The sequence below is a fragment of the Pseudomonas sp. A39 genome (assembly GCF_058145955.1).
Map to the genome: position 1 here is coordinate 1 of NZ_JBYVMD010000084.1, position 11861 is coordinate 11861.

The window sequence follows — 11861 nt, forward strand, 5'->3', positions numbered from 1 at the left end:
GCAATGAAAACTGGTAAAGAACTGAAACCCGGTACAGTGATCCGTCTCGAAAACGACCCTTGGCTGGTTCAGAAAGCTGAGTTCACCAAGTCTGGTCGTAACAGCGCAATCATGAAGACCAAGCTGAAGAACCTGCTGACCGGTTACAAGACCGAGATCGTCTACAGCGCCGATGACAAACTGGACGACGTGATCCTCGACCGCAAAGAAGCGACCCTGTCCTTCATCAGCGGCGACACCTACACGTTCATGGACACCACCGACTACACCATGTACGAGCTGAACGCTGAAGATATCGAAGCCGTTCTGCCGTTCATCGAAGAAGGCATGGAAGACGTCTGCGAAGCTATTTTCTTCGAAGAGCGCCTGGTTTCCGTAGAGCTGCCGACCACCATCGTGCGTAAAGTGGCCTACACCGAAGGTTCCGCTCGCGGCGACACTTCGGGCAAGGTGATGAAGCCTGCCAAGCTGAGCAACGGTACCGAACTGCAAGTCGCCGATTTCATCGAAATCGACGACCTGATCGAGATCGACACCCGCGAAGGTGGCTCGTACAAAGGTCGCGCCAAGAAGTAATTCTGGCCCTGCCGATACGAAAAAAGCCCGACCTTGAGTCGGGCTTTTTTGTGGGCGTTACCTTTTACTTCAAGTGTTGCTTCAGCTCGTCCGAGGCCTGGAGCAGGGCTGAACGTACGGCCGGCACCTGGCTGACGACGTTGAGCAAACCGTAGTCGTGGATCATGCCGTTGTAGCGCACAGCGGTCACCGGTACACCGGCCTGGTCGAGCTTGCGTGCATAGGCTTCGCCTTCATCGCGCAGCACGTCGGCTCCCGCCGTCTGAATCAGCGCGGGCGGCAAGCCCTTGAGCTGGTCAGGGGTGGCCCGCAGCGGCGAGGCGTAGAGCTCGGCGCGTTGCTTGGCGTCGGTGGTGTAGTTGTCCCAGAACCACTTCATCATGTTACGGGTGAGGAAGTGCCCTTCGGCGTATTGGTTGTAGGACGCGGTGTCGAAGTTGGCGTCAGTCACCGGCCACAGCAGCAGTTGGAACTTGATCGCCGGCGTGCCCTTGTCCTTGGCCATCAGGCTGACCACCGCCGCCATGTTGCCGCCGACACTGTTGCCTGCAACCGCCAGGCGCTTGCCGTCGACGTTGATCTCTTGGCCGTGCTCGGCCACCCATTTTGTCGCGCCGTAGGCCTGGTTGATCGCCACCGGGTAATGCGCTTCCGGCGAAGGCGTGTAGTTGACGAACACCGCCACCGCCCCCGAACCCACCACCAAATCCCGCACCAGGCGTTCATGGGTCGGGTAGTCCCCGAGCACCCAGCCGCCGCCGTGGAAGAACATGAACACAGGCAATGTGCCCTTGACCCCGGCCGGACGCACGATGGTCAGGTCCAGCGGCTTGCCATCGACCTGAATGGTCTTCTGGCTCACATCCGCCTTGGGCAAGGTCAGCTTCACGCCGGCCTGGGCGCCGGTCAGTACGGCACGAGCGTCCTTGGGCGTCAGCTGTTCGATCGGTTTGCCGGTGCCTGCGTTCAACACATCCAGGAACGCCTGGGTGGTGTGCTCGACCTCACCGGTCGCAGCAAAGGCGTGGGTGATGGACAGGGCGAGCAGGGTGCCGGCGAGCGCTTTACCAATGGTGTTCATGTTCTTCTCCAGGGGCGGCCAAGGTCATTTAGACGGTGATGTGCAGGCGTACATCGACGTTGCCACGGGTGGCGTTGGAGTACGGGCAGACTTGATGAGCAGCGTCGACCAGGCTTTGCGCGTCGTCCTGGGCCAGGCCCGGCAGGCTGATGTGCAGGTCGATATCCAGACCGAAACCACCGGTGATCTGGCCAATGCCGACGTGGGCAGTGATCGAGGCGTCATCCGGGATTTTGCGTTTGGTCTGGCTGGCGACAAATTTCAGGGCGCCGATAAAGCACGCCGAGTAGCCGGCAGCGAACAGTTGTTCAGGGTTGGTGGCCTGGCCACCGGCACCACCCAGTTCTTTGGGGGTGGAGAGTTTGACATCGAGGATGTTGTCGCTGGAAACAGCACGACCGTCACGGCCGCCGGTGGCGGTAGCGACTGCGGTATAGAGAGTTTGCATAGTGTTTTCCTCTTCGTGTGTAGCGCAAAACATTTGCGCGCTAAGTAGTTGGTGAGATGAATGTATCGCTCTAATATTTAGTGCGCAAGATAAATTTATAAAATATTTTCGTGTAGCAGAAACCAATGTGGGAGGGGGCTTGCCCCCGATGACGGTCGCTCAGTCAACATCGCTGTCGACAGACATTCCGCTATCGGGGGCAAGCCCCCTCCCACATTGCATGGTTTTGCTGTTCTAAATTGCGTTCTGCAGATTGCTGCGCAGTGCAATCAAATCAGCTTGCAGCTTGCGCAGTTGCTCCAGCTCCAGGCCGCTGGCGCCAAGGATGCACTGCGGAATGCCCATGGCCTTGTCCTGCAGGGCCCGGCCGGCGTCGGTCAACTCTACGACGACCACCCGTTCATCTTCGCGACTGCGGGTACGGCTGAGCAGGCCTTCAGCTTCCAGGCGCTTGAGCAGGGGGGTGAGCGAGCCCGGATCGGTCAGCAGGCGGCTGCTGATTTCGCCGACGGTCAACCCATCCTCTTCCCACAGCACCATCATGGCCAGGTATTGCGGGTAGGTGAGGCCAAGGGCTTGCAGCAGTGGCTTGTAGACCTTGGTCATCAGCAGCGAAGTGGAGTGCAGGGCAAAACACAGCTGGTTGTCCAGCATCAGTGATTCGCAGGGATCAGGGTTTTTGCTCATGGTGGTACCTCGAAAAGCGTGTCTACGCTGGAATCTAGCGGGCAAATCTTTAATGCGCCAGATAATTCTGTTCGAGCGGTCAGACCAAGCCACTTTGCAGTGCCAGGTCCCAGGGCGGCACCGGGCTGAAACGGGTTTTCAGGTATTCCAGCAACAGCCGGCTGCGCGCATTGGGTTGTTGTTCCAGGCGCAGCGCATAGATCCCGGTGGTCTCCGGGCTGGGCAGGCCGTTTTCGCAAAACAGCGGTAGCAGTTCGCCACGCACCAGGTACTCACTGGCCAGCCACGTCGGCAGGTGGGCGATACCCAGCCCGGCCAGAGCGCCGGACAGCAAGGCTTCGGCGTTATTGGCGCTCATGCGGATGCGTTGCGGGCGATAAGTCGCGCGGCGTCCGTCCAGTTCGAAGCGCCAAGCGAACATCGGCGCCAACCCGTCCCAGTCGAGCCCGTCGTGCTCGCTCAGCTCCCGAGGATGAAGTGGCGTGCCACGGCTTTTCAGATACGCCGGACTGGCACAGGCGATGCGCACGATGCTGGCCAAGGGCGTGGCGATCAACCGGGTGTCGACGATATGCCCGGCGCGCAACACCAGGTCCACCTTGCCCAGGTGCGCGCCCTGCATGTCCACAAAGCTGTCGATCAAATGCAAGTGCACATCCAGGCCTGGGTACACGTTGAGGAAGTCCGCAATCACCGGCGCCAGGTGCCGCCGCCCAAACGCTGCGGGCGCGTCCACCCGAATCAGGCCCTCCGGCGCATGGCTCAGGGACACCGCCTCAGCCCGCGCCAGCTGCAACTCGCTGACAATCCGCCGCGCCCGTTCGGCAAACGCCAAGCCTGCCGGGGTCGGCACCACCGCGTGGGTACTGCGCTGGAACAGGCGGCTGCCCACCGAGCTTTCCAGGCTGTCGATACGCCGCGCCACGGCCGAGGGTGTCAGCGGATGGCGGCGCGCGGCGGAGGAAAAACTGCCGGTCTCCAATACATCAAGGAACAGGCCCAGTTGATCGGTCAGGGTGTTGGGGTTCATCGAAAAGCCGCTTATGCGAGATTGGCACAGCCATTGTGCGTTGCTGTGCGTTTCCACGCTAGAGCCGACTGCGTAGCATGCAAGGCCTGGGATTGCGGAGTAACAAACGGTGGTGGATTTAGTGATGTACCTGGTGTTGGGCGCGGCGCTCGGCACGGTGGGCGGTCTGTTTGGGATTGGCGGCGGGCTGATAGCAATCCCGGTGCTGGGCGTGCTGTTCGGCCTGGATCAGCAGTTGGCCCAAGGCACAGCGCTGGTGATGGTGGTGCCCAACGTGATGCTGGCGCTGTGGCGCTATCACCAACGCAACCGCATTGAGCTGCGCCATGCGCTGCCGTTGGGCGTCATGGGGTTCACCTTTGCCTGGCTGGGTTCGATCTGGGCGGTGGGCCTGGACGCGGGGGCCATGCGCATTGGCTTTATCGCTTTCCTGCTGACGCTTTCAGCCTACAACCTGCTGCGCATGTTCACCCGCAACGCGCCGCCGACCGCGCAGATGCGTTACTCCTGGCCATGGCTTGGGGTGCTGGGTGCCGCCTCCGGCTCCATGGGCGGTTTGTTCGGTGTGGGTGGTGCGGTGGTCGCCACGCCAGTGCTGACCAGTCTGTTCGGCACCACCCAGGTGGTTGCCCAAGGCTTGTCCCTGGCGTTGGCATTGCCCAGCACCGGCGTGACACTGGTGACTTACGCCTGGCACCAGGAAGTGGACTGGATGATCGGCGTACCGTTGGCCGTCGGCGGGTTGCTCAGTATCAGTTGGGGCGTGAAGGTCGCCCATGCACTGCCGGAGCGCGTATTGCGCGGTCTGTTCTGCGGCTTCCTGGTGGTGTGCGCAGTGATGCTGACCTTTAAAGTCTGAAGCCTTCGAGGATGTACTCCGCCAAGCATTCGGTGATGGGGGAGGTCATTGCCGGGTTGCGTAGCAAGCGCAGATTCATCGACGGCAGCGGCGGAAAACCTTCTTCGCTGCCGAGTACGCGCAGGTCTTCCGTCACCAGGCTTTCCATGCTGACCATCACGGCCAGTCCGGCGCTCACCACGGCCTGAATCGCCGCCACGTTAGAGCTGTGGTAGGCCAGCCGGTAATCGCGCCCGGCGGCGTCCAGCGCCGCCCGGGTCCACTGGGTGCAGAAACTGTCGACCCCGGAAATCGCCAGTGGCAGCGCGTCGTGCTCGTCCACGCAGAAGCACGGGGCGGCCACCCACACCATGCGTTCGGTACGCAACAGCTCGCCGACTTCATTGCCGGGCTCGCGGCTGATGACCGTCAGGGCCAGGTCGCGACGTTGCATCAGCACCGTCGACGCCTCGCAGTGCATCTCGATCTGGATGAGTGGATACGCCTTGGAAAACCGTTTGAGAATCCCCGGCAGGAAACGCATCACGTAGTCATCCGGCGTACCGATACGCACCAGTCCCACCATGTGCGGTTCGCGCAGGGTGTTGAACACTTCGCTGTGCAGTTTCAGGATGCGCCGCGCGTACCCCAGCAATACCTGGCCTTCGGGCGTCAGCCGCACCTGGCGACCGTCCCGCTCGAACAGCTTGCGCTGCAACACGTCTTCTTCCAGGCGCTTCATCTGCATACTCACCGCCGACTGCGTACGGTTGACCAGTTCGCCGGCGCGGGTGAAACCGCCCTGGTCGGCGATGGCGACGAAGGTGCGCAGCACTTCAGTGTCGATGCTCGGGTAGCCGGACAATTGATCAATCTCCGAGATGTATTACATAAGAAACATTCGTTGGATTGATCTTAAACCCAGGCACACACTTGCGCCATCCCCACTGGAGGGCGAGAAGATGAAAGGTCAACGAGGGTTTGTATTGATGGCGAAGCGTCCGTTTTCCGGGCTTTTTCAGAAGGTGGCCCGTTGGCAGGCGCTGCATGAGGAGCGCCAGGTGCTGGCGAACTTGAGCGATGATGCACTCAAGGACATCGGCCTCAATCGCGGCGACGTCGAGCAGGACCGCCACCTGCATTTCTGGCAAGACCCGCTGCGCAAATGATCGCGGATGCAGTAGGGTGGTCGGCGCGCCCACACGGAGAACCCCATGCCCGCCGACCTGTCGTTTTCACTCAAGCAAGCTCGACGCATGGCGCTGGCGGCCCAGGGTTTTTCCGGGCGCCAGGCGCCTGCACTGATCAAGGCTGCGCACCTCAACCGCATGATCGAGCGCCTGGGCGTCTTGCAGATTGATTCGGTCAATGCCGTGGTGCGCTCCCATTACTTGCCGCTGTTTTCCCGTCTGGGCAACTACTCCCCGCTGATACTTGAACAAGCCGCTTGGAGCCAGGGGCGGCGGCGCTCGCTGTTCGAATACTGGGGGCATGAGGCGTCGCTGTTGCCGATGGCGCTGTACCCGCTGATGCGCTGGCGCATGGAGCGGGCCAAGCAGGGCCAGGGCATTTATTCGCAAATGGCGCGCTTCGGGCGTGAGCAGCAGGCCACGATTCAGCGTGTGTTGCAGACCGTCGAGGAGCAGGGCGCATTGGGGGCCGGCAGCTTGTCGACCCGAGAGGAACGCGCCGGCCCGTGGTGGGACTGGAGCGACGAGAAACATGCGCTGGAATGGCTGTTTGCCGCAGGCTTGGTCACGGTGGCCGGTCGCCGTGGGTTTGAGCGGCTCTATGATTTGCCGGAGCGGGTCATTCCCGGCGATATCCTGCAAACCACGGTCACTGAAGCTGAGGCCCTGCGCGGCTTGCTGTTGCACAGTGCGACTGCGCTGGGCGTGGGGACCGAGAAGGACTTGCGCGATTACTTCCGTCTCGACCCCGCCGACAGCCGCAATCGCCTGGCCGAATTGGTCGAGGATGGCCAGCTGCAGGTGTGCCAGGTACAAGGCTGGAAACAACCGGCTTACTGCCTGCCCGAGCCCAAAGTGCCGCGCAAGGTGTCGGCCAGCGCCTTGCTGTCGCCGTTCGATTCGCTGGTGTGGGAGCGTGCGCGTACCGAGCGTTTGTTCGATTTCCGTTACCGCCTGGAGATCTACACCCCGCAAGACAAGCGGGTGTACGGCTACTACGTGCTGCCGTTTCTGCACAATGAACGGATCGCCGCACGCATTGATTTACGCGCCGAACGCGCCAGTGGGCTTCTGGCCGTGCATGCGGTGCATGAGGAAGAGCCGGGGTTGGATGAGGAGGGCATGTTGGCGCTGGCGCAGAACCTTCGGCAAATGGCCGACTGGCTGGGGCTGGAACAGGTGCAGCTCAATTGCCAAAGGCCGAGTGCCGACCGGTTGCGGGCGGCAATGATCAGCATGGATGTTGGTCTTTAAGGCCTCATCGGGGGCAAGTCGAATCGTCGTACCGTCCCTCCCACATTTTGATCTGTGAATACATTCACGTGTGGGAGGGGGCTTGCCCCCGATGAGGCCCTGAAGGCAACTAAAAATCTCAGCGTTTGACCTGTTTCAACGTCTCGGCAATCAAAAACGCCAATTCCAGCGACTGATCGGCATTCATCCGTGGGTCGCAGTGGGTGTGATAGCGGTCCGACAAACCGTCCTCGGTGATCGGCCGCGCGCCGCCGATGCATTCGGTGACGTTCTGCCCGGTCATCTCGATGTGAATCCCGCCGGCATAGCTGCCTTCGGCCTGGTGCACCTGGAAGAACTCCTTCACCTCGCCCAGGATCTGCGCAAAGTCGCGGGTCTTGTAGCCGCTGCTGGCCTTGATGGTGTTGCCGTGCATCGGGTCCGAGCTCCACAGCACTTGCTTACCCTCGCGCTGCACCGCGCGAATCAGGTTGGGCAGGTGGTCGCCGACCTTGCCTGCGCCCATGCGTGCGATCAGGTTCAGGCGGCCGGGGTCGTTGTCCGGGTTGAGGATGTCGATCAGCCGGATCAGGTCATCCGGGTTCATGCTCGGGCCGACCTTGACCCCGATCGGGTTGTTCACCCCACGCAGGAACTCGACGTGGGCACCGTCCAGTTGGCGTGTGCGGTCGCCGATCCACAGCATGTGGGCCGAGCAGTCATAATAGTCGTTAGTCAGGCTGTCACGGCGTACGAAGGCTTGCTCATAGTTGAGCAGCAGCGCTTCGTGGGCGGTGAAGAAGCTGGTTTCGCGCAGTTGCGGCGAACTGTCCATGCCGCAGGCGCGCATGAACGCCAGGGTTTCGTCGATGCGGTCGGCCAGTTGGCTGTACTTTTCGGCCAGCGCGGAGTTGGCGATGAAGTCCAGGTTCCACTTGTGCACCTGGTGCAGGTCGGCGAAGCCGCCCTGGGCAAAGGCGCGCAGCAGGTTCAGGGTGGCGGTGGACTGGTGGTAGGACTGCAATAGGCGGTCCGGGTCCGGCACACGGCTTTTTTCGTCGAAGCCGATACCGTTGACGATGTCGCCACGGTAGGCGGGCAGGGTGATGCCGTCGATGGTTTCATCGTTGGCCGAACGCGGCTTGGCGAACTGGCCGGCCATGCGTCCCACTTTGACCACCGGGCAACCGGCCGCGAAGGTCATCACAATGGCCATCTGCAGCAGCACCTTGAAGGTGTCGCGGATTTTTGCGGCGGAGAACTCGGCAAAACTCTCGGCGCAGTCACCCCCTTGCAACAGGAACGCGCGACCCTGGGTGACCTCGGCAAACTGGCGGCGCAACTCGCGGGCTTCCCCGGCGAACACCAGCGGCGGGTAGCTGGCCAGGCTTTGCTCCACGTGCAGCAAGTGCGCAGCGTCCGGGTACTGGGGTTGTTGCTGGATTGGCAGGGCGCGCCAGCTGTCGGGGCTCCAGGGTTGGCTCATCATGAACTCGATTGGGTGGTTGACGGTCGGGTGCCAATGTTATCAGCAATTAGTGCGTGACCTGTTGCCGCCGGTTCGCCGACAATCGCGCCTTTGCCGTGTAGCAAACCCGTTAGGAGTAGTGATGACCGAGGAGCGTGTCGAGCGCCTGCTGGCCGAAGTCCATGATGATTTCGGCATGATCCGTGTGCTCGAAGTGGCCGATTACCGTTTTCTCGAGTTTGGCGACGCCATCGAGCAAAGCTGCGTGTTCACTGCCGACCCAAGCTGGCTGGAGTACGACTACACCCGCGCGATGCTGATTGGTGCGCTGTGCCATGAGCAGCCGGAAAGCGCGCTGTTCCTTGGCCTGGGCGCCGGCACGCTGACCCAGGCGTGCCTGAAGTTCCTGCCGCTGGACGATGTGGAAGCCATCGAACTGCGCCCCGATGTGCCGCGCCTAGCCATCGAGTATCTGGGGCTGGATGACGACCCGCGTTTGTACATCCGCGTCGGCGACGCGCTGGAGTTACTCGACAGCGCCGAATCGGCCGACCTGATTTTCGTCGACCTTTATACCGATGTCGGCCCCGGCGTCGGGCACCTGGCGTGGACGTTCCTGGAGAACTGCCAGAAGAAACTCAACCCCGGCGGCTGGCTGGTGATCAACCAGTGGGCGACCGACGATGGCAAGCCGCTGGGCGCAGCGTTGTTGCGTGGCTTGTACCACCGCCATTATTGGGAACTGCCGGTGAAGGAGGGCAATGTGATTCTGTTGGTGCCGTCCGAGCTGGACCAAGAACTGGACAGGGGGGCGCTCTCGGACCGTGCCGAAGCGTTGGCGCCGCGGTTGGGGTACTCGTTGCAGCCGTTGATCAAGGCGATTCGGCCGGCAACTTAGTTGTCTGCACCGACGCCATCGGGGGCAAGCCCCCTCCCACATTCGACCGCATTCCAAACTGTGGGAGGGGGCTTGCCCCCGATGAGGCCATCACTGCCTGAACTCAAATGCCCTTGAACACCCCCGGCCGCTTCTCGACCATCGCCCGCACGCCTTCCTTGGCATCCTCGCTGTTGAGCAGTTTATCCACCATCGGTGGCAACGCGGCTGCCGCCACGGTTTCACCTTCCATGCGCGCCAACCGGGCCGACATCAACGTGGCCTGCACACCCAGTGGCGCCTGACGGGCGATGCGGTGGGCCAATTCGACGGCGCGCGGCAGCAGGTCTTCGCTGGCCATCACTTCCTGCACCAAACCCAGGCGCAGCGCGTCATGGGCGTCGAACTCATCGCCGGTGAGCAGCCAGCGCATCGCGTTGCCCCAGCCGGCGACCTGATGAAAGCGCAACGTCGCGCCGCCGAACGGAAAGATGCCACGCTGAACTTCCATCTGCGCAAAGCGCGTGTTGCTCGCGCAAAGATTGATATCCGCCGCCAGCATCAACTCGATACCGATCGTCAGGCAGTAGCCTTGGGCCGCGACGATTACCGGTTTGCTCACGCGCGGCCCGGCAAACACGCCCCAGGGATCACACCCACCCAGCGGCGGTTGCCAGCCACCGGCCATCACGCCGCTGACATTGGCCAGGTCCAGCCCGGCCGTGAAGTGATCACCATGGGCAAACACCACCGCCACCCGCGCGTCGTCATTTCGATCAAATTCGCCATACGCCAGGCTCAGCTCATTGAGCAGGTCCAAGTCGAAAGCGTTGCGTTTGGCCACCCGGTCCAGGCCCAGCAACAGGACATGGCCCTGGAGTTCTCGGCTGACGCGGCTGCTGCTGGCTGGATTCATCGGGGGTGCCCTCGGGCGCGGGGAAGGGTTTCAGACCAAAGGGCCTGAAAGGTCGGGTGAACCGTTTAAGCGTTATGACCAGCAGGGCCGGGCCTTTGAAAAATAGACCCTGCCGGTGTTCTCTGCAAAGGCTGCGACGCAGCTCGGTTTATCAATGCTTTGCGATAAAAAAAGCTCCCTTTTTCAGCTATTTCCGGTATAGTGCGCGCCGGCCTTTAACCGGGCCGCGTTTAGGTAGCGCAATTCCCCGAAGTCAGCTTCGGCTGCACGTCCGCACAGCGGACTCTCCCTTGACGAATCTTTTTCATTCATTCGTTTTCGCAAATCCCCGCCGACAAAGCAGCCAGGGCGACTCTTGAGTCTCAACACGGCATGCGCAGCTTTGGAGCATGGGTCTTTGCGGATGCACTTAGAGGCAGACCCATGACCCAGGAAACCGGCGGCTTCGCCGCTTTTAATCTTAACCCGAACATTCTCGCTGCCGTCATCGCGACCGGCTACGAAGAACCTTCGGCGATTCAGCAGCAATCGATCCCGATCATCATGGCCGGCCAGGACATGATTGGCCAGGCGCAAACCGGTACCGGTAAAACCGCCGCGTTCGCCCTGCCTATCCTGCATTGCATCGATCCTGCCAAGCGCGAACCGCAAGCCCTGATCCTGGCGCCAACCCGTGAGTTGGCGCTGCAAGTAGCAACCGCTTTTGAAACCTACGCCAAGCAAATGCCAGGCGTAACCGTTGTGGCCGTTTACGGCGGCGCGCCTATGGGCCCACAACTCAAAGCTATCCGTAACGGCGCACAGATCGTTGTCGCCACCCCGGGCCGTCTGTGCGACCACCTGCGTCGTGACGAGAAAGTCTTGTCGACCGTGAACCACCTGGTTCTCGACGAAGCTGACGAAATGTTGAAGCTGGGCTTCATGGATGACCTGGAAGTCATCTTCAAGGCACTGCCACCGACCCGTCAGACCGTACTGTTTTCGGCCACCCTGCCACAGTCGATCCGTGCCATTGCCGAACGCCACCTGCGCGATCCGCAACACGTGAAGATCCAGACCAAGACTCAGACCGTTACCGCGATCGAACAGGCTCACCTGTTGGTTCACGCTGACCAGAAGACCTCGGCTGTATTGAGCCTGCTGGAAGTCGAAGACTTCGACGCCCTGATCATGTTCGTGCGTACCAAGCAAGCGACCCTGGACCTGGCCAGTGCCCTGGAAGCCAAAGGCTATAAAGCCGCTGCGCTGAACGGTGACATCGCCCAGAACCAACGTGAGCGCGTGATCGACTCCCTCAAGGATGGCCGTCTGGACATCGTTGTGGCGACCGACGTTGCCGCCCGTGGTCTCGACGTTCCACGTATCACCCACGTGTTCAACGTTGACATGCCGTACGACCCAGAGTCCTACGTTCACCGTATCGGCCGTACCGGCCGTGCCGGTCGCGAAGGCCGTGCACTGCTGCTGGTGACTCCACGTGAGCGCCGCATGCTGCAAGTGATCGAGCGTGTAACCGG

Annotated in this window: 13 protein-coding genes; 6 read left to right on the forward strand and 7 right to left on the reverse strand. The window is 61.5% G+C overall.

Features of this window, described 5'->3' with window-relative positions; all coding sequences use genetic code 11:
- The first annotated feature begins 3 nt into the window (after positions 1-3).
- The gene (locus AC3ZU9_RS30500) at positions 4-576 is read left to right on the forward strand and encodes an elongation factor P (RefSeq protein ID WP_003172723.1); all 573 of its coding nucleotides are present in this window, start codon (positions 4-6) and stop codon (positions 574-576) included.
- A gap of 64 nt (positions 577-640) precedes the next feature.
- Here the strand turns inward: AC3ZU9_RS30500 and AC3ZU9_RS30505 are convergent, their stop codons facing one another.
- The 4 genes from AC3ZU9_RS30505 to AC3ZU9_RS30520 form a co-directional block, all read right to left on the reverse strand.
- Positions 641-1657 (reverse strand): alpha/beta hydrolase fold domain-containing protein, encoded by a 1017-nt coding sequence (locus AC3ZU9_RS30505; protein ID WP_012722992.1) that lies wholly within the window; start codon positions 1655-1657, stop codon positions 641-643.
- A gap of 28 nt (positions 1658-1685) precedes the next feature.
- Positions 1686-2105 carry an organic hydroperoxide resistance protein gene (locus AC3ZU9_RS30510; protein ID WP_490091747.1) on the reverse strand — a complete coding sequence of 140 codons (420 nt, stop codon included), beginning with the start codon at positions 2103-2105 and terminating at the stop codon, positions 1686-1688.
- A gap of 234 nt (positions 2106-2339) precedes the next feature.
- Positions 2340-2792 carry a MarR family winged helix-turn-helix transcriptional regulator gene (locus AC3ZU9_RS30515; RefSeq protein WP_093546064.1) on the reverse strand — a complete coding sequence of 151 codons (453 nt, stop codon included), beginning with the start codon at positions 2790-2792 and terminating at the stop codon, positions 2340-2342.
- A 79-nt stretch (positions 2793-2871) separates the two neighbouring features.
- A complete protein-coding gene (locus AC3ZU9_RS30520) occupies positions 2872-3822 on the reverse strand; it encodes a LysR family transcriptional regulator (RefSeq protein WP_490091748.1) in 951 nt (316 codons plus the stop codon).
- 109 nt (positions 3823-3931) lie between these two features.
- Between AC3ZU9_RS30520 and AC3ZU9_RS30525 the strand changes: the two genes are divergently transcribed.
- Complete coding sequence (locus AC3ZU9_RS30525) at positions 3932-4681, forward strand: sulfite exporter TauE/SafE family protein (protein WP_046035032.1); 750 nt, start codon at positions 3932-3934, stop codon at positions 4679-4681.
- Here the strand turns inward: AC3ZU9_RS30525 and AC3ZU9_RS30530 are convergent.
- Positions 4671-5525 carry a LysR family transcriptional regulator gene (locus AC3ZU9_RS30530; RefSeq protein WP_012722997.1) on the reverse strand — a complete coding sequence of 285 codons (855 nt, stop codon included), beginning with the start codon at positions 5523-5525 and terminating at the stop codon, positions 4671-4673. The genes AC3ZU9_RS30525 and AC3ZU9_RS30530 overlap by 11 nt on opposite strands.
- Before the next feature lie 97 nt (positions 5526-5622).
- On the opposite strand from AC3ZU9_RS30530, the gene AC3ZU9_RS30535 reads away from it, so the two are divergent.
- Both AC3ZU9_RS30535 and AC3ZU9_RS30540 read left to right on the forward strand, forming a co-directional pair.
- Positions 5623-5829 carry a DUF1127 domain-containing protein gene (locus AC3ZU9_RS30535; protein ID WP_043205011.1) on the forward strand — a complete coding sequence of 69 codons (207 nt, stop codon included), beginning with the start codon at positions 5623-5625 and terminating at the stop codon, positions 5827-5829.
- A gap of 45 nt (positions 5830-5874) precedes the next feature.
- On the forward strand, positions 5875-7104 hold the full coding sequence (locus AC3ZU9_RS30540; protein WP_102060863.1) for a winged helix-turn-helix domain-containing protein: 1230 nt from the start codon (positions 5875-5877) through the stop codon (positions 7102-7104).
- A gap of 118 nt (positions 7105-7222) precedes the next feature.
- Here AC3ZU9_RS30540 and AC3ZU9_RS30545 read toward each other — a convergent pair whose 3' ends face one another.
- Positions 7223-8569 carry a class II 3-deoxy-7-phosphoheptulonate synthase gene (locus AC3ZU9_RS30545; protein WP_012723000.1) on the reverse strand — a complete coding sequence of 449 codons (1347 nt, stop codon included), beginning with the start codon at positions 8567-8569 and terminating at the stop codon, positions 7223-7225.
- A 124-nt stretch (positions 8570-8693) separates the two neighbouring features.
- On the opposite strand from AC3ZU9_RS30545, the gene AC3ZU9_RS30550 reads away from it, so the two are divergent.
- Positions 8694-9449 (forward strand): spermidine synthase, encoded by a 756-nt coding sequence (locus AC3ZU9_RS30550; RefSeq protein WP_012723001.1) that lies wholly within the window; start codon positions 8694-8696, stop codon positions 9447-9449.
- Between the two features lie 103 nt (positions 9450-9552).
- Here AC3ZU9_RS30550 and AC3ZU9_RS30555 read toward each other — a convergent pair whose 3' ends face one another.
- Positions 9553-10344 (reverse strand): crotonase/enoyl-CoA hydratase family protein, encoded by a 792-nt coding sequence (locus AC3ZU9_RS30555; protein WP_012723002.1) that lies wholly within the window; start codon positions 10342-10344, stop codon positions 9553-9555.
- Positions 10345-10767: 423 nt separating this feature from the next.
- On the opposite strand from AC3ZU9_RS30555, the gene AC3ZU9_RS30560 reads away from it, so the two are divergent.
- Positions 10768-11861, forward strand: a 1094-nt coding sequence (locus AC3ZU9_RS30560) for a DEAD/DEAH box helicase (protein ID WP_490091749.1), incomplete at its 3' end; no start/stop codon positions are given.

Excerpts from the sequence above, each read along its gene's own strand:
- AC3ZU9_RS30500 (WP_003172723.1), top strand. The coding sequence starts at position 4 with ATGAAAACTGGTAAAGAACTGAAACCCGGTACAGTGATCCGTCTCGAA.
- AC3ZU9_RS30505 (WP_012722992.1), bottom strand. The coding sequence starts at position 1,657 with ATGAACACCATTGGTAAAGCGCTCGCCGGCACCCTGCTCGCCCTGTCC.
- AC3ZU9_RS30510 (WP_490091747.1), bottom strand. The coding sequence starts at position 2,105 with ATGCAAACTCTCTATACCGCAGTCGCTACCGCCACCGGCGGCCGTGAC.
- AC3ZU9_RS30515 (WP_093546064.1), bottom strand. The coding sequence starts at position 2,792 with ATGAGCAAAAACCCTGATCCCTGCGAATCACTGATGCTGGACAACCAG.
- AC3ZU9_RS30520 (WP_490091748.1), bottom strand. The coding sequence starts at position 3,822 with ATGAACCCCAACACCCTGACCGATCAACTGGGCCTGTTCCTTGATGTA.
- AC3ZU9_RS30535 (WP_043205011.1), top strand. The coding sequence starts at position 5,623 with ATGAAAGGTCAACGAGGGTTTGTATTGATGGCGAAGCGTCCGTTTTCC.
- AC3ZU9_RS30540 (WP_102060863.1), top strand. The coding sequence starts at position 5,875 with ATGCCCGCCGACCTGTCGTTTTCACTCAAGCAAGCTCGACGCATGGCG.
- AC3ZU9_RS30545 (WP_012723000.1), bottom strand. The coding sequence starts at position 8,569 with ATGAGCCAACCCTGGAGCCCCGACAGCTGGCGCGCCCTGCCAATCCAG.
- AC3ZU9_RS30550 (WP_012723001.1), top strand. The coding sequence starts at position 8,694 with ATGACCGAGGAGCGTGTCGAGCGCCTGCTGGCCGAAGTCCATGATGAT.
- AC3ZU9_RS30555 (WP_012723002.1), bottom strand. The coding sequence starts at position 10,344 with ATGAATCCAGCCAGCAGCAGCCGCGTCAGCCGAGAACTCCAGGGCCAT.